Annotated in this window: 16 protein-coding genes; 7 read left to right on the forward strand and 9 right to left on the reverse strand. The window is 71.3% G+C overall.

Annotation, left to right across the window (positions count from 1 at the left end):
* Positions 1-101: 101 nt before the first annotated feature.
* From OCT49_RS14575 to OCT49_RS14585, 3 genes are all read right to left on the reverse strand, one after another.
* Positions 102-1094 (reverse strand): ABC transporter substrate-binding protein, encoded by a 993-nt coding sequence (locus tag OCT49_RS14575; protein WP_283852305.1) that lies wholly within the window; start codon positions 1092-1094, stop codon positions 102-104.
* Between the two features lie 139 nt (positions 1095-1233).
* A complete protein-coding gene (locus OCT49_RS14580; RefSeq protein ID WP_283852306.1) occupies positions 1234-1908 on the reverse strand; it encodes an ABC transporter permease in 675 nt (224 codons plus the stop codon).
* 4 nt (positions 1909-1912) lie between these two features.
* Positions 1913-2623 (reverse strand): ABC transporter permease, encoded by a 711-nt coding sequence (locus OCT49_RS14585; RefSeq protein ID WP_283852307.1) that lies wholly within the window; start codon positions 2621-2623, stop codon positions 1913-1915.
* 129 nt (positions 2624-2752) lie between these two features.
* Between OCT49_RS14585 and OCT49_RS14590 the strand changes: the two genes are divergently transcribed.
* Positions 2753-3949, forward strand: coding sequence for an ABC transporter ATP-binding protein (locus OCT49_RS14590; protein WP_283852308.1), 1197 nt, complete (start codon positions 2753-2755; stop codon positions 3947-3949).
* A gap of 33 nt (positions 3950-3982) precedes the next feature.
* Here the strand turns inward: OCT49_RS14590 and OCT49_RS14595 are convergent, their stop codons facing one another.
* Entirely contained in the window at positions 3983-5107 is a 1125-nt protein-coding gene (locus OCT49_RS14595; RefSeq protein WP_283852309.1) for an alpha/beta hydrolase, read from the reverse strand.
* A gap of 136 nt (positions 5108-5243) precedes the next feature.
* On the opposite strand from OCT49_RS14595, the gene OCT49_RS14600 reads away from it, so the two are divergent.
* The 6 genes from OCT49_RS14600 (at position 5244) to OCT49_RS14625 (ending at position 10291) form a co-directional block, all read left to right on the forward strand.
* Positions 5244-7085 (forward strand): phosphatidylglycerol lysyltransferase domain-containing protein, encoded by a 1842-nt coding sequence (locus OCT49_RS14600; RefSeq protein WP_283852310.1) that lies wholly within the window; start codon positions 5244-5246, stop codon positions 7083-7085.
* A 31-nt stretch (positions 7086-7116) separates the two neighbouring features.
* Positions 7117-7977, forward strand: a complete 861-nt coding sequence (gene folP, locus OCT49_RS14605) for a dihydropteroate synthase (RefSeq protein WP_502963377.1) — start codon at positions 7117-7119, stop codon at positions 7975-7977.
* Positions 7974-8456 carry a nuclear transport factor 2 family protein gene (locus OCT49_RS14610; RefSeq protein ID WP_283852311.1) on the forward strand — a complete coding sequence of 161 codons (483 nt, stop codon included), beginning with the start codon at positions 7974-7976 and terminating at the stop codon, positions 8454-8456. Before folP ends, OCT49_RS14610 begins: the two co-directional genes overlap by 4 nt.
* A gap of 246 nt (positions 8457-8702) precedes the next feature.
* Positions 8703-9062 carry a dihydroneopterin aldolase gene (gene folB, locus OCT49_RS14615; RefSeq protein ID WP_283852312.1) on the forward strand — a complete coding sequence of 120 codons (360 nt, stop codon included), beginning with the start codon at positions 8703-8705 and terminating at the stop codon, positions 9060-9062.
* Positions 9059-9670 carry a 2-amino-4-hydroxy-6-hydroxymethyldihydropteridine diphosphokinase gene (gene folK / locus OCT49_RS14620; RefSeq protein WP_283852313.1) on the forward strand — a complete coding sequence of 204 codons (612 nt, stop codon included), beginning with the start codon at positions 9059-9061 and terminating at the stop codon, positions 9668-9670. Before folB ends, folK begins: the two co-directional genes overlap by 4 nt.
* Positions 9671-9799: 129 nt before the next feature.
* A complete protein-coding gene (locus tag OCT49_RS14625) occupies positions 9800-10291 on the forward strand; it encodes a DUF3180 domain-containing protein (RefSeq protein WP_283852314.1) in 492 nt (163 codons plus the stop codon).
* 113 nt (positions 10292-10404) lie between these two features.
* Here the strand turns inward: OCT49_RS14625 and folE are convergent, their stop codons facing one another.
* The 5 genes from folE to OCT49_RS14650 all read right to left on the reverse strand — a co-directional run bounded on the left by folE (position 10405) and on the right by OCT49_RS14650 (position 16658).
* Entirely contained in the window at positions 10405-11010 is a 606-nt protein-coding gene (folE, locus tag OCT49_RS14630; protein ID WP_283852315.1) for a GTP cyclohydrolase I FolE, read from the reverse strand.
* A gap of 150 nt (positions 11011-11160) precedes the next feature.
* Positions 11161-13191, reverse strand: a complete 2031-nt coding sequence (gene ftsH / locus OCT49_RS14635) for an ATP-dependent zinc metalloprotease FtsH (RefSeq protein WP_283852316.1) — start codon at positions 13189-13191, stop codon at positions 11161-11163.
* Positions 13192-13470: 279 nt separating this feature from the next.
* Positions 13471-14010: a hypoxanthine phosphoribosyltransferase gene (gene hpt, locus OCT49_RS14640; RefSeq protein WP_283855804.1), complete on the reverse strand. Its 540-nt coding sequence runs from the start codon at positions 14008-14010 to the stop codon at positions 13471-13473.
* 98 nt (positions 14011-14108) lie between these two features.
* Positions 14109-15191 carry a tRNA lysidine(34) synthetase TilS gene (tilS, locus tag OCT49_RS14645; protein ID WP_283852317.1) on the reverse strand — a complete coding sequence of 361 codons (1083 nt, stop codon included), beginning with the start codon at positions 15189-15191 and terminating at the stop codon, positions 14109-14111.
* A gap of 336 nt (positions 15192-15527) precedes the next feature.
* On the reverse strand, positions 15528-16658 hold the full coding sequence (locus tag OCT49_RS14650; protein WP_283852318.1) for an Rv3626c family coenzyme F420 biosynthesis-associated protein: 1131 nt from the start codon (positions 16656-16658) through the stop codon (positions 15528-15530).
* Positions 16659-16713: the final 55 nt, after the last annotated feature.

Below are 16713 nucleotides of genomic sequence, written 5' to 3' on the forward strand. Positions count from 1 at the left end.
AACTTGGGGGGCCGCCCGGCAATCTGTGCCCGGCCGGTTACCTGACGGCCCCGGTCCTCTTGCCCGACGGCCCCCGTTCTCCTCGATTCCCGCTTCCGTTCCTACTTACCGACAAGGCCCTTCGACCGCAGATAGTCCGCGGCCACATCGGCGGGTTTTGCGCGCTCCGCATCGACCTTGCGGTTCAGTTCCGCGAGATCCTCGGTGGTGAGCGCCTCGGTGAGCTTGCCGAGGGTGTCGGCGATGTCCTGTGCGCCCGCGTCCTTCGCATTGACCACCGGCAGTACGTTGTCCGCGTTCTGGAGCTTCTTGTCGTCCTCCAGGAACACCAGGTCGTAACTGTCCAGCACCGCGTCCGTGGTCGTGGTGAGGACCAACTGGTCCTTGCCGTCCTTGACGGCCTGTTTGGCCTGCGGCGTACCGACTCCCTTGGGATCGATACCGGTGACGTCGATGCCGTAGGTCTTCTTCAGACCCGGTGCGCAGAACGGCCGCACCTCGCACTCGTCGCCCGCCGCGATCTTCACCCCGATCTTCGCCCGGCCGAGGTCGGAAAGGGTCTTGAGCTTGTTCTTCCCGGCGAATTCCCGCGTCACCGCGAAGGCGTTCTGGTCGACGGCCCGGCCGGCCGGGAGCACCTTCAGTCCGCGCGGGCCGGCGAGCTTCTCCAGCGCCGCGACGGTGGCCACCGGGTCACCGGAGGCGACCGGCTTCTTCGCCGCCTCCTTCGCACCGTTCACCTTGGCATTGAGGAATTCGGCGATCGTGGCGGCGTATTCCGGGACGATGTCGATCTCGCCCTTCTCCAGGGACGGTTCGTACAGTTCCCGGTTGGCCACCGTGGTGACGGAGGTGCGGTATCCGGTGTCGCGCAGGATCTGCGCGTACAGCTCCGCGAGCACCTTGGACTCGGTGAAGGAGGCCGCGCCGACGACGAGCGACCCCTTCTTTCCCGAGCCCGAGCCCGCGGAGGCGCCGGAGGAGCCCCGGCCGTTCTTCTCCTTCTCCAGGCTGTCGCCGCCGCAGGCGGCGAGCGACCCGGCCAGCGCGACCATGCCGATGACCGCACCGGCTATGCGCGAGGTCTTGCTCATCGTTGTTGTTCTCCGTCCACAGCGACAGGGCTGTACGAGATGTGATCCGGGCAGGTCGGTGCGAGGTGTGCGGGGCGTGTGGGGTGTGCGGGGCGTGTGGGGCACGGGTGCGGGCGACGGCGGGCTGTCATCCGGCCCGTTACGCCGTCCGGCGGCGGCGCAGCGGCGACAGCAGCCGGTCCAGGCCCATCAGCACCGCCTCCACCAGCAGCGCGAGCACGGCGACCAGCAGCGCCCCGGCGACCACCTGGGGGGTGTTGTAGGTGTTGAACCCGGCGGTGATGATCCGGCCCAGGCCGCCCAGACCGGCCAGTGCGGCGATCGTGGCCGTGGCCACCACCTGGACCGCCGCGGACCGCACCCCGGTCATGATCATCGGGTGGGCCAGCGGGAGCTCGACCCGTACGAAGAGCTGCCGGCCGGACATCCCCATGCCGCGCGCCGCCTCGGTCACCGACCGGTCCACCTCCGTCATCCCGACGTAGGCGTTGGTCAGCAGGGGCGGCACGGCGAACAGCACCAGCGCGATGATCGTCGGCGCGTATCCGGCGTTGCGCAGCGGCGAGACCATGAAGAGGGACAGCACCGCGAAGACCGGGATCGCCCGCCCCACGTTGGAGATGTTGACGGCCAGTGCGCCGCCCTTCCCGATGTGCCCGAGGTACAGCCCCACCGGCAGCGCGATCGCGCACGCCAGGACGAGCGCGACGCCGCTGACGTACAGGTGCTCACCGAGCCGGTGGGACACGCCGCTCTCCCCCGACCAGTTGGCGCCGGTGGTGAGCCAGGTCCATGCCTCGCCGAGAACTCCCATGGCTTCAGACCGCCTCGGCCGCGGCGGCGGTGTCCGCCCGCGGGGTGCGTATGCGGGTCCAGGGGGTCAGCAGCCGCTGCACACCGAGCAGCAGCAGGTCCGCGGCCACCGCGAGCAGCACGCACAGCACCGAGGCCGTGAGCACCTGGGCCTTGAAAAAGCTGGGCAGCGCGTCCCCGATGAGATTGCCGAGGCCGCCCTTTCCGATGATCGACCCGACCGTCGTCAGCGCGATCGTCGAGACCGTGGCGATTCGCACCCCGGCCATCAACGCGGGCAGCGCCAGCGGGACTTCCACCTCCCACAGCAGCCGCACCGGCCCGTAGCCCATGCCTCTCGCGGCTTCCTTCGCCTCCGGCGGAACAGCCTCCAGGCCCGCCAGGATGTTCCGCACCAGGACGGTCAGCGAATACAGCACCAGTCCGGTGACCACCAGCGCGGCGGAGAGCCCGAACAGCGGCAGCAGCAACGAGAACATGGCGAGCGAGGGCACCGTGTAGAGCACCGTCGTCAGCCCGAGCACGGGCCCGGCGAAACGGCGGCCGCGGCGCGCGAGCAGCGCCAGCGGAAAGGCCACCACGAGTCCGATCAGCACCGATACCGCCGTGATCCAGATGTGCTGGACCGTCGCATCGGTCAACTCCTGGCTCCGGGAACGGAGATACTCCCCGCAGATCCAGTCGTTCGTCACCAGGCAGTTCTGTCCCGCGGCCATCGGTCCCCCTCCCGCATTACCCACTCGCACCGAACTCCGGCGAGCCTATCCTCGACCACTGACAATCACCGAGGCCCGTCGCATTTCAGCAACACGTCCTTCACGGAACACGCGCCACAATGGGGAACCATGATCCGATTCGAGCACGTCACCAAGCGGTACGCGGACGGCACCACCGCCGTCGACGACCTTTCCTTCGAGGTCGCCGAGGGTGAACTGGTCACGCTCGTCGGACCCTCGGGATGCGGCAAGACGACCACCATGAAGATGGTGAACCGGCTGACCGAACCGACCGAGGGACGGATATTCCTCGACGGGGACGACATATCCGCCATCGATCCCGTCCGGCTGCGCCGCCGTATCGGCTATGTGATCCAGCAGGTGGGACTCTTCCCGCACCGCACGATCCTGGAGAACACCGCGACCGTCCCCCATCTCCTGGGCTGGAAACGGGGAAAGGGGCGGGAGCGTGCCGCGGAACTCCTCGACCTTGTCGGACTCGATCCTTCCGTTTATGGCGACCGCTATCCGGAACAGCTCTCCGGCGGTCAGCGCCAACGCGTCGGCGTGGCCCGTGCGCTGGCCGCGGATCCGCCGGTACTGCTGATGGACGAGCCTTTCGGCGCGGTCGATCCGGTCGTGCGGGAACGCCTGCAGAACGAATTCCTGAAACTCCAGGAAAAGGTCCGCAAAACCGTGCTGTTCGTCACCCACGACATCGAGGAGGCGGTCCGGCTCGGGGACCGCATCGCCGTCTACGGGCAGGGCTCCATCGAGCAGTTCGACTCCCCGGCCACCGTGCTCGGCGCCCCGGCCACCCCGTACGTCGCGGACTTCGTCGGCGCCGACCGCGGCCTCAAGCGGCTGTCCGTGACCCCCGTCGAGGAGAGCGACCTCGACCACCCGCCGGTCGTCCGCCTCGACGACCCCCTGGCGGAGGCGACCGGACGGCTGCGGGCCGAGGGGGCGCGCTGGGCCGTCGTGCTGGACCGCGAGGACAACCTGTACGGCTGGCTCCCGGCCACCGCCACCACCCCCGCCCCCGCCCCCGGCGCACCCACCGACGGGACGGTGCGCGCCCACGCCCGCACGATGGAGGCGCGGCTGCCCCTCGGCGCCCCGCTCAAGCAGGCGTTCGCCACCATGCTCCAGCACGACGCCGGCTGGATCGCCGTCGTGGACGGGAGCGACGGCGGCCGTTTCCTCGGCGTGCTCACCCCGACCCGGCTGCACGAGGCGCTGCGCCGCTCGATCGACGCGGACGCCCGGGACGTCCCGCGCGCCGGGGTGGCGGTCGAGAGCGTGGCGAGCACCCGCTCGTCCTGAGCCCCGGCGCCCTCCCCCGGTCCCGGCCCCCCGTCAGTTCTCGCTGAGCCGGCTGCTCATCCAGTCCAGCGCCGGGGGGATCTCCCGCCGCCAGGTGTTGAAGTTGTGCCCCCCGCTGTCCAGCACGATCGACGAGACCTGGGCGGGCGGCTTCACCTTCTCGATGAACCGCTGCGTGGAGCGGTAGTTGTCCTCACCCCGCCGGGACGTGGTGACCAGGAAGGACGAGGCGGGCTGCTTCGGCAGGTGGTCCAGGCTCCACAGCAGATCGGCCCGGTCGCGCGCCCCCTGGTCGCCGTGGAAGAGGTCGCCGGTCGTCGGGTCCTCGGCCGCCTTGTAGTACGCGGAGAGCCCGGCGCTCGCGGCGAACCGGTCCGGATGGTGGAGCCCGATCTTCAGCGCGCAGTAACCGCCGGTCGAGTTGCCCATGATGCCCCAGTTGCGGGGGAGCCTGCCGACCCGGTACGTGTCCGAGACCACCCGCGGCAGGTCCTCGGCGAAGAACGTCTCGGTCTGCGGCCCGTTCTCGATGTCCACGCACTCGGTGTCCCTCGGCGGCGCCACCGTCGGCCGCAGCATCACCAGGACCATCGGCTGCGCCCGGCCGGCCTTCACCCGTTCGTACGCCGTGCGCGGGTACTTGAGGCCTTTCAGCAGGTTCTCCGCGGTGCCCGGGTAACCGGTGAGGACGACGACGGCGGGGAACTTCCGGCGGGCGAACTCCGGCTGGAAGTACTCCGGCGGCAGGTACACGTACGCCGGGCTCTCGATCCCCGACTCCCGGCCCGAGATCACGACCTTGTCGATCCGGCCCTTCCGCTCCGGCCGCGGGGCGCCCGGCACGTCCGGCAGCTGCACCCCCACCCGGACGATGTTCCTGGTGGCCAGGGTCCCGGCGGCGTGGTCCGTGACGACCCCCAGGTCCTGTTCCCGGCCGAGCAGGTCGTCCCACGAGCCGTAGAAGAGGAAGGAATTGTTGGCCAGCAGACCGACCGAGGCGAAGAGCGTCACCTGGGTCGCCAGCAGCAGACCGATCCGGCCGAGCACCGCGCGCACGCCGCGCCGGGCCAGCCGGGGCCAGAGCCAGACCGTGGCGGCGAAGAACGCCACCGCCAGCGCGGCGACCAGACCCAGGAACACATTGCTGGTGAGGCCCATGCGTGAGCTTTCTTGTCTGGAAATTTCCGGCCGACGGGTGAACCCTCACTCCGGAAGCCTCGTCCTACAGGTTGCACATCGTCCGGAGGGCTACGACCGAAGGACACAAGAATCTCTCGCGGAACCACGGGAAGCGATGTCTGTCACGCTAGATGGGGATAAATCAGGATCGGTTCCGGGTCCGGTCCGCAGGTTCGTACGCGGCCCGCGCCCCGAGTCCGTACCGGCCCTGGTCGGCACCGCCTGCACCGTCGTCGGCCTGATCGACATCGCCGCGGGTGTCTTCCCGCGCTTCCGGCACAGCCGGATGCACACCCTGGCCGAGGTGCTGCCCGGCGCCCTCGGGCCGTTCGCCGCCGCCCTCTCGCTGAGCACGGGCATCCTCCTGCTGCTGCTCGCCCACGGCCTCAAACGGCGCAAGCGGCGGGCCTGGCGGGCCGCCGTCGTCCTGCTGCCGGCCGGGGCGCTGGCGCAGTTCACCTACCGGCACTCGGTCCTCGGCACCCTCGTCTCGCTGACCCTGTGCCTGCTGCTGGTCCGGCACCGCGGCGAGTTCGCCGCCCTGCCCGACCCCCGGAGCCGCTGGCGGGCCCTGGCCAACTTCGTGCTCCTCGGCGCGGGCTCGATCGCCCTCGGCCTCGTCGTCGTCAGCGCCCACCCGGGCCGGGTCGTGGGCAGCCCCAGCATCGCCGACCGCCTCCAGCACGTGCTGTACGGGATGTTCGGCCTCGAAGGCCCCGTCGACTACTCCGGGGACACCTCCTGGACCGTGGCGTACTCCCTCGGCGCCCTCGGCCTGCTGACCGCCGTCACCACCATCTACCTCGCCTTCCGCCCCGAGCACCCGGCGGCCCGCCTCACCGAGGACGACGAGGCCCGGCTGCGCGCCCTGCTGGAGAAGCACGGCGGCCGGGACTCGCTCGGCCACTTCGCGCTCCGCCGCGACAAGGGCGTCGTCTTCTCCCCCAGCGGCAAGGCCGCCGTCTGCTACCGCGTCGTGTCCGGGGTGATGCTGGCCAGCGGCGACCCGATCGGCGACGTGGAGGCGTGGCCCGGCGCGATCGAACGGTTCATGGACGAGGCCCGGGCCCACTCCTGGACCCCCGCCGTGATGGGCTGCAGCGAGACCGGCGGCGAGGTCTGGACCCGCGAGACCGGCCTCGACGCACTGGAACTCGGCGACGAGGCGGTGGTGGACGTCGCGGATTTCTCGCTCGCCGGGCGGCCGATGCGCAACGTACGCCAGATGGTGAAGCGCATCGAACGGCTCGGCTACGAGACCCGGGTCCGCCGCGTCCGTGACATCGGCGGGGCCGAACTGGACCGCATCCGCCGCGCCGCCGCCGACTGGCGCGGCACCGACACCGAGCGCGGCTTCTCCATGGCGCTCGGCCGGATCGGCGACCCCGCCGACGGGGACTGCGTCGTCGCGACCGCCCACAAGGCCGGCGAGCACCCCGCCGACTCCCCGTACGGCGACCTGAAGGCCGTGCTCCACTTCGTCCCGTGGGGCGAGGACGGCATGTCCCTCGACCTGATGCGCCGCGACCGCTCCGCCGACCCCGGCATGAACGAACTGCTGATCGTCGCCGCCCTCCAGGCGGCCCCCCGGCTCTCGGTCGAACGCGTCTCGCTGAACTTCGCGATGTTCCGCTCGGCGCTCGCCCGGGGCGAGAAGCTGGGCGCCGGACCGGTGCTGCGCGTCTGGCGCGGACTGCTGATCTTCCTGTCGCGCTGGTTCCAGATCGAGTCGCTGTACAAGTTCAACGCCAAGTTCCGGCCCCGCTGGGAGCCCCGCTTCGTGGTCTACCGGACCGCCCGCGACCTGCCCCGCATCTCGCTCGCCGCCATGCGGGCGGAGGGCTTCGTGAACGTCTCGCTGCCCCGCCCCCTCGCCCGGCGTTTCCCGGCCCCGGCCCCCCGGCCCTGCGCCCACGCCCCGGCCTCCGGGCAGGAGCAGCACGTACGCGCGGCGTAGCACCGCGCCGTACGGGGCCTACGCTGGTCGCATGAGTACGTTGCGTGGACGAGGCACGGTCCGGGGCCTGCCGGAGTGGGACCGCTGTGCGGTCATGGGTGTCGTGAACGTCACCCCGGACTCCTTCTCCGACGGGGGCCGCTGGTTCGACACCACGGCCGCGGTCAAACACGGCCTCGACCTGGTCGCCGAGGGCGCCGACCTGATCGACGTCGGCGGCGAGTCCACCCGCCCCGGCGCCAGTCGGGTGGACGCCTCGGAGGAGCTGCGGCGCGTCGTCCCGGTGGTCCGGGGCCTGGCGGCCGAAGGGGTCACGGTCTCCGTGGACACCATGCGGGCCCGGGTCGCCGAGGAGGCCGTCGCGGCCGGGGCCGCCCTGGTCAACGACGTGAGCGGCGGCCTCGCCGACCCGGACATGGTCCCGGTCGTCGCCGCGTCCGGCGCCCCGTTCGTGGTGATGCACTGGCGCGGCTTCAGCGAGTCCATGAACAGCCGGGCGGTGTACGGGGACGTGGTCGCCGAGGTCGTCGCCGAGCTGCGGGAGCGGATGGACGCCGTGGTGGCGGGCGGCATCGCGCCGGAACGGATCGTGATCGACCCCGGTCTCGGCTTCGCCAAGGAGGCCGCCCACGACCTCGCCCTGGTCGCCCACCTCGACGCGCTGCGCGCCCTGGGCCGCCCGCTGCTGGTCGCCGCCTCCCGCAAGCGGTTCCTCGGCCACGTACTGGCCGGCGAGGGCCTCGCGCCACCGCCCGCCCGCGAACGCGACGCCGCCACCGCGGCGGTCTCCGCGCTCTCCGCCCACGCGGGCGCCTGGGCCGTCCGGGTCCACGAGGTACGGGCCACCGCCGACGCCGTACGGGTCGCCCGCGCCGTCGAGGGAGCCGCGTGAGCGGGGGCCGCGACGAGCACGCGGAGGCGGCCGCCGACATCGCGGCCGTCGAAGAGGCCAACACCGCCTTCTACGAGGCGGTGGAACGCGGCGACTTCGAGGAGCTCTCCCGGCTCTGGCTGCCCGGCGAGGACCTCACCGTCTCCTGCGTCCACCCCGGCTGGCCGGTGCTGACCGGGCGCGGCGAGGTGCTGCGCAGTTACGCCCTGATCATGGCGAACACCGAGTACATCCAGTTCTTCCTGACCGACGTCGTGGTCGCCATGACCGGGGACACCGCCCTGGTGACCTGCACCGAGAACATCCTCAGTGGCGGCCCCGCGGAGGACGGCAACGCGCTCGGCCCGCTGGTCGGCCAACTCGTCGTGGCCACCAATGTGTTCCGTCACACACCCGACGGCTGGAAACTCTGGTCCCACCACGGCTCGCCCGTGCTGGCCGAGACCGGCGAGGAGGAGGGCGAGGAGTCCTCCTCCTGACCCGGAGAACCCCGTGTCCCCGGCCGGAAAACGCCCCTCCGGCGGGGGACGGCCGGACGGCCGCGCCCCGGAAAGCGGTTGGAATCCGGCGAGGTGGGTATACGCGGCTACCAGCCCCGTGAGGTCCTGCCCACGGCCCCCACGGGCGGGCACTGTCGGTGCCCGCAGGTAGATTCGAAAGAGGGCACCTCGCCGTCCGCACGCGGCCCCGTGTCTCTACGCCCAACGACAGCAGGAGTGATTCGCGTGGATCGTGTCGCGCTGCGCGGCCTCAAGGCCCGTGGACACCACGGCGTTTTTCCCCGGGAACGGGAAGAGGGCCAGACGTTCATCGTGGACCTGGTGCTCGGCCTCGACACCCGCCCCGCGGCGGCCACCGACGACCTGGCCAAGACGGTGCACTACGGCATCGTCGCGGAGGAGGTCGTCAAGGTGGTGCAGGGGGAACCCGTCGACCTGATCGAGACGCTCGCGGAACGCATCGCCCGGACGTGCCTCGAGCACGAAGGGGTCGAGGAGGTGGAGGTCGTGGTGCACAAGCCGGACGCGCCGATCACCGTCCCCTTCGACGACGTCACCATCACCATCACCCGGAGTCGGACATGACCGCGTTTTCCGCCAAGGGGCAGAGCGACCCGACCGTGCAGCCGGTACCCGCCTCCGTGGTCGAGCAGGTCGACGCCGCGGACACCACCCTGTCCAACCCCAAGCTCGCCGTGATCTCCCTGGGGTCCAGCCTGGGCAACCGCCTGGAGACCCTCCAGGGGGCCGTCGACGCCCTGGAGGACACCCCCGGCCTGCGGGTCAAGGCGGTCTCCCCGGTGTACGAGACGGAGCCCTGGGGCGTCGACCCCGGCTCGCAGCCCTCGTACTTCAACGCGGTGATCATCGTGCGGACGACCCTGCCCCCGTCGTCCCTCCTGGAGCGCGGCCAGGCCGTCGAGGAGGCCTTCGACCGGGTCCGCGAGGAGCGCTGGGGACCGCGCACCATAGACGTCGACATCGTGACGTACGCGGACGTCGTCTCCGACGACCCGGTGCTCACCCTCCCCCACCCCAGGGCCCACGAGCGGGCCTTCGTCCTCGCCCCGTGGCACGACATCGACCCCGGGGCCCAGCTGCCCGGCGCCGGACCCGTCGCGGAGCTGCTGGCCGCCGTCGGCCGGGAGGGCGTGCTGCCCCGGCCCGATCTGGAACTCCGTCTGCCCGAGTAGTCGTTAGGCTCGACGGACACGGAAAGGGTCCGCCGCGGGCGGGCCCGGTCCCGACGGCGCGACACCGCGCGGGCCGGCCGGGACCGGCCACCGGCACACGGACCACTGCGGCGAAGGGCGGACCACTCGGTGAAGCAACTACGGCTCGGGGTACTGGCGGGCCTCTTCGCCGCGGCCGGGGTGCTCTCCTGGAGCGGCGCCCGGCTCTGGGACTCCCTGGGCACCCTGCCGAGCGTGCCCCTCGCCGCACCGATCGTGCTCGCGGTGATCGCCGTCATCCTGCTGGCCACGGCGTTCTCGATCCGCTCCCGGCTGCGCGCCCAGCGCGAGCGCCGACCGGGAGCCAAGGGCGTCGAACCCCTGATGGCCGCCCGAGCGGTCGTCTTCGGCCAGGCCAGCGCCCTGGTCGTCGCCCTGGTCTCCGGCATGTACGGCGGCGTCGGCGTCTTCCTGCTCGGCTCCCTCGACGTACCGGCCCGCCGCGACCAGGCGATCTACGCGGGCTTCTCGGTCCTGGCCGGCATCGCGGTCGTCGCCGCGGCCCTCTGGCTGGAACGCATCTGCAAGCTCCCGGACGACGACGACCACGACGACGGCGGCAGGGGCTCGGCGGCCGCGTAGGACCCTCTCCGGCCGGGACGGGCCACCCACCGAGCGGGTCCGAGCCCGAGCGGGTCCGAGCCCCGGACGGCCCTGCGGGCGGGTGCCCTCGGCGCCCGCCCGGCCGCTCCGGGTCAGCTCGCCATGATCAGGCTCATGGCCTCGGCGCGCGTCGCGGGATCGCGCAGCTGCCCGCGCACCGCCGAGGTCAGCGTCTTCGCCCCCGGCTTGCGGATGCCGCGCATCGACATGCACATGTGCTCGCACTCGATGACGACGATGACCCCGCGCGGCTCCAGGATCTCCATCAGGGACTCGGCGATCTGGGTGGTCAGCCGCTCCTGCACCTGCGGACGACGGGCGTAGACGTCGACGAGCCGGGCCAGCTTCGACAGACCGGTGATCTTCCCGGTGGTGGCCGGGATGTACCCGACGTGCGCGACGCCCCGGAACGGCACCAGATGGTGTTCACAGGTCGAGAACACTTCGATGTCCTTGACCAGGACCATCTCGTCGTGACCCAGGTCGAACGTGGTCGTGAGGACGTCCTCGGGCTCCTGGTACAGGCCCGCGAATATCTCCTTGTACGCCCGCGCCACCCGCCCCGGCGTCTCGCGCAGTCCCTCGCGGTCCGGGTCCTCGCCCACCGCGATGAGGAGTTCGCGTACCGCCGCCTCGGCCCGCTTCTCGTCGAACTCGCCGATCGAGCCCTGGCCGTCCAGCGTCACCGGGTCGGTCATCTGTGCCTCGTTCCTCTGAGCTGTCACTCGCGCACGTCTCCGCACGGTTGTACGGAAAAGCCGCGCCCCCACAGGCTAGAACCTGTGGGGGCGCGGCTTCCATTCCGGTCCCCGAGCGGCTCCGTGAGAGGGGCCACACCGGGGGACGGGTCAGACCTCGGGACGCTCCTCGGGGACCGCCTCGGTGCTCGGGGCGGTGTCCGTGGGGACGGCCGAGCCGTTCGCCGTGGTGGCGCCGTTGGTGAGGGCGAGCTCCTTCGGCGAGAGCACCGGCGGGCGCGTCGACGGGGTGCGCCGGGAGGAACCGGTCCACGCCGGGCGGGCCGGGCGCTTCACGATCGGGGCGAAGATCTCGGCGATCTCCTCCTTGCCGAGCGTCTCCTTCTCCAGGAGCTGGAGGACCAGGTTGTCCAGCACGTCGCGGTTCTCGACGAGGATCTCCCACGCGTCGTTGTGGGCGGTCTCGATGAGCTTCTTGACCTCTTCGTCGACGAGCGCCGCGACCTCTTCCGAGTAGTCGCGCTGGTGGCCCATCTCACGGCCCACGAAGGGTTCGGTGTTGTCGCCGCCGAACTTGATCGCGCCGAGCCGCTCCGTCATGCCGTACTGCGTGACCATCGCCCGGGCCGTCGCGGTGGCCTTCTCGATGTCGTTGGCCGCGCCGGTGGTCGGGTCGTGGAAGACCAGCTCCTCGGCCGCGCGCCCGCCCAGCATGTAGGCCAGCTGGTCGAGCATCTCGTTGCGCGTCGTGGAGTACTTGTCCTCCTCCGGGAGCACCATCGTGTAACCGAGGGCACGGCCGCGGGAGAGGATCGTGATCTTGTGGACCGGGTCCGCCTGGGGAGAGGCCGCCGCGACCAGAGCGTGTCCGCCCTCGTGGTACGCGGTGATCTTCTTCTCCTTCTCGGACATGATCCGGGTCCGCTTCTGCGGGCCCGCCACGACGCGGTCGATGGCCTCGTCGAGCATCTTGTTGTCGATCAGCTTCTGGTTGCCGCGCGCCGTGAGGAGCGCCGCCTCGTTCAGCACGTTCGACAGATCGGCACCGGTGAAGCCGGGCGTGCGGCGGGCGACGGCGCCGAGATCGACGTCCTTCGCGACCGGCTTGCCCTTCTGGTGCACCTTGAGGATCTCCAGACGGCCCTGCATGTCCGGCCTGTCGACCGCGATCTGCCGGTCGAAGCGGCCCGGACGCAGCAGCGCCGGGTCGAGGATGTCCGGCCGGTTCGTGGCGGCGATCAGGATGACGCCGCCCTTCACGTCGAAGCCGTCCATCTCGACGAGCAGCTGGTTGAGCGTCTGCTCGCGCTCGTCGTGACCGCCGCCCATGCCGGCGCCGCGGTGCCGGCCGACGGCGTCGATCTCGTCGACGAAGACGATCGCCGGGGCGTTCGCCTTGGCCTGCTCGAAGAGGTCGCGGACCCGGCTGGCGCCGACACCCACGAACATCTCGACGAAGTCGGAGCCGGAGATCGAGTAGAAGGGAACGCCCGCCTCGCCGGCGACGGCGCGCGCGAGCAGCGTCTTGCCGGTACCGGGAGGCCCGTACAGCAGGACGCCCTTGGGGATCTTGGCGCCGACGGCCTGGAACTTCGCCGGCTCCTGGAGGAACTCCTTGATCTCCTGGAGCTCCTCGACGGCCTCGTCCGACCCCGCCACGTCGGCGAACGTCGTCTTGGGGGTGTCCTTGGTGATCAGCTTGGCCTTGGACTTCCCGAACTGCATCACCCGGGAGCCGCCGCCCTGCATCTGATTCATCAGGAACAGGAAGACGACCACGATCAGGATGAAGGGCAGCAGCGTCAGGAGGATCGAGATGAACGGGGACTGCTTCGACGGCGAGACGGTGTAGCCCTCGTCGATCGCGCCGCTCTCGAACTTCTGCTGCAGCGTGTCGGCGAGGTCGACGCCCTGGTTGCCGATGTAGTTCGCCTGGAACTTGCTTCCGGACTCGCCCGGGAGCTTCTGGCCCTTCTTCAACTCGATCTTGATGATCTGTTCGTCACCGGTGGTCAGCTTGGCCTGCTCCACCTGGTCCTTGCTGATCGCCTGGATCACCTTGCCGGTGTCCACCGATTTGTAGCCGCCCGACGAGCCGACGACCTGCATCAACACGACCACGGCGAGGACGGCCAGCACGATCCACATGACCGGCCCACGGAAGTATCGCTTCACGTCCATCCATACGGGGCGAAGCCGCCCCGTCCCTCCTGCCCGTAGGTAAATGCTGCTGTGAGAAAAGACTGTTTCTTCGGACGGTACCCCAGCATTGTCACTCGGGACCGCCGGGTACGTCTGTCAAAACCCGCCTTCCAGAGCTCAACGACGGGAATCCGGTGAAAGGTTCCCCGCCGGTCCCGGCCGGTCCGGGCGTCCGGGCCGGGCGAGGGTGGGAGGCCGGGCGACGGCGGCCGGTCCCGCGGACGCGCGGGGTGCGGGCCGCCGGGGACGCGCGGGGCGTCAGCCGCCGTAGACGTGCGGGGCGAGGGTGGCGACGAAGGGGAGGTTGCGGTACTTCTCCGCGTAGTCCAGCCCGTATCCGACGACGAACTCGTTGGGGATGTCGAAACCGACCCACTTGCAGTCGAGCGCGACCTTGGCCGCGTCCGGCTTGCGCAGCAGGGTGCAGATCTCCAGGGACGCCGGCTCGCGCGAGCCGAGGTTCGACATCAGCCAGGACAGGGTCAGGCCCGAGTCGATGATGTCCTCGACGATCAGGACGTGCTTGCCCTTGATGTCGGTGTCCAGGTCCTTGAGGATCCGGACCACGCCGGAGGACTGGGTGCCCGCGCCGTACGACGAGACGGCCATCCAGTCCATGGTGACGGGGGTGGACAGCGCGCGCGCCAGGTCCGCCATCACCATGACCGCGCCCTTGAGGACGCCGACGATGAGCAGGTCCTTGCCCGCGTACTCCGCGTCGATCTTCGCGGCCAGCTCGACGAGCTTCGCGTCGATCTCTTCCTTGGTGAGGAGCACCGACTGGAGGTCGGTGCCCATGTCCTTCTCGTTCACCCGCGTCTCTTTCTCTGCCTGCCGGTCACGGGGCGCCGCCCGTGGCCTGTGCGGCCGTCCGCTGCGTGCCGACCGCTCGTGCTTCAGCTCTGCCGAATGACCAGTCTGCCACCCTGCCGCCGGGCTTCGACCCGTCCGGGCAGGTTGATGGCCTGCTGGCCGCGCCATCCGGTGATCAGCCGGTCGACTTCCTCGATGTGGCGGGCGAAGAGCGATCCGGCCGGGGAACCCGCCTCCATGACGGCCCGGCGCAGCACCCGGCGGCGCACGGCGGGGGGCAGGGCGAAGAGCTTGGCGCACTCCAGGCGGCCGGCCTCGTCCCGTACGGTCCGCTCGGCCTCGGCGGCCCAGGTGTCCAGGGCGTCCGCGTCGTCGCGGGAGAGCTGGGCCGTACGGGCGAGGGCCTCGACCACCCCTTTCCCGAGCGCCTTCTCCAGGGCGGGCAGACCCTCGTGGCGCAGTCGGGAGCGGGTGTAGGCGGGGTCGGTGTTGTGCGGGTCGTCCCAGACGGGCAGGGACTGGACGAGGCAGGCCTTGCGGGCGGTCTGGCGGTCGAGCTGGAGGAAGGGGCGGCGGTAGCGGCCGGCCGGTCCGGACGCGGCGGCCATGCCGGAGAGCGAGCGGATGCCGGAGCCTCGGGCGAGACCGAGCAGCACGGTCTCCGCCTGGTCGTCACGGGTGTGCCCGAGCAGGACGGCGGCGGCGCCGTGCCGCTCGGCCGCCGCGTCCAGGGCGGCGTAGCGGGCCTCACGGGCGGCGGCCTCGGGGCCGCCCTCCCGGCCGACCCGCACGGCCACGGCCTCGACCGGGTCGAGGTGCATGGCGGTGAGGCGGTCGACGACCTCGGCGGCGCGGGCCCCGGAGCCGTCCTGGAGGCCGTGGTCGACGGTGATGCCACCGGCCCGGATGTCGAGTTTGCGGGCCTCGAAGGCGAGGGCGGAGGCGAGCGCCATGGAGTCGGCGCCGCCGGAACAGGCCACCAGCACCAGCGGGGTGTCGGGGCGTTCGGGGAGTGCGGCGCGCTGCCTGCCCGCACCGGCTTCGGCGAGCTCGGGGTGCGGGGTGTGCCGGAGGTGTCCGGCGTTTCGGGTGTGCTCGGTGAGTACGTCGTGGAGTACGCGGCGGACCGCCAGGCGTATCGCCGCGACCGCAGGATGGGGACCCATGTCCGGTGCCCTTCGTGAAGTTTCGGGAGATGCCTCGAAGTGGCGGACGGAAGACGGGCCGTCACTCAGAGTGCGTCGATGGTGACAGAGGCAAGACGTCCATCGAGCATTGCACGCCTTCCCGTGCCCCTACGGTCCCTCGGATGGGTGATTACCGGCGCGTTCTCGTTCAGGGCGCCCACCGTCGGGCCGCGAGGCCGCAACACCTGCTGCCGGGGCCCGTCGTCGGGCCGCGCCGCCTCGGCACCTGCCGACGGGCGCCCGGCAGCGGGGACCGCGGCGTCGCGGTCCCCGCTGCCGGGCGTTCCCCGTCGTCCGCCGTCGGGCCCGTGGTGCTCACGGCTCCGCCCTGCGGTGCACCCTCGCGACCCAGTCCGCCGGTTTCGCGATCTCCGCCTTCGTCGGCAGGGTGTTCGGCGAGGTCCACACCCGGTTGAAGCCGTCCATGCCGACCTCGTCGACCACGGCGCGGACGAACCGCTCGCCGTCGCGGTACTGGCGCAGCTTCGCGTCGAGCCCGAGGAGCTTGCGCAGCGCCTGGTCGAGGCGGCCGGCGCCGCGTGCCCTGCGCTGCTGGAACTTCTCCCGGATCTCGCCGACGGAGGAGACGACGTCGGGCCCGACCCCGTCCATCACGTAGTCGGCATGGCCTTCGAGCAGGGACATCACGGCGGTGAGCCGGCCGAGGATCTCCCGCTGCGAGGGGGTCTGGACGAGTTCGACCAGGCTGCGTCCGCCGTCCTCGCCGGCCTCGCCCTCGGGGCGGCCCCCGGCCAGCGACTGGGCGGCCTCGCGGAGCCGTTCCAGGACGGTCATCGGGTCGACGTCGGTCTCGTCGAGGAATGACTGGATCTCGCCCTGGAGGTGGTCGCGGAGCCAGGGCACCCCGGTGAACTGGGTGCGGTGGGTCTCCTCGTGGAGCGCGACCCAGAGCCGGAAGTCGTGCGGGTCCACGTCGAGTTCGCGCTCGACGTGGACGATGTTGGGGGCGACCAGCAGGAGCCTGCCGCCGCCGGCCGAGGCGGGCAGCTCGCGGGTGGCGGGGGCGAAGGTCTCGTACTGGCCGAGGACCCGGGAGGCCAGGAACGACAGCAGCATCCCCACCTCGACGCCGGTCACCTTGCCGCCGACCGCGCCCAGCACGGCGCCGCCGGCGGTGCCCGCGCGCCGGTCCTGCATCTTGCCCAGGAGCGGGCCGAGCAGTTCGCGGAAGCCCGCGACGTTGGCCTTGATCCAGCCCGCCCGGTCCACCACCAGGACCGGGGTGTCCTCCGGTTCGGTCCCCTCGGGGATCATCCGGGTGAAGGAGCGGACGTGCTCCTCCGAGGCCCTGGCGTGCCGGCGCAGCTCGGCGACGACCTCACGGGCCTCCTCCCGGCTGATCTCCGGCCCCGGCCGGACCAGTCGGGTCGCGGTCGCGACCGCGAGGTTCCAGTCGACCATCTGGGCACCACCGATGCTCGTCATGCGTCAACCGTACGTGCTCGGCCCCGTCCGCGGTGCGGTGTCGACCGGCCCGGAT

This window comes from Streptomyces sp. ML-6 (assembly GCF_030116705.1).
Lineage (GTDB): Bacteria > Actinomycetota > Actinomycetes > Streptomycetales > Streptomycetaceae > Streptomyces.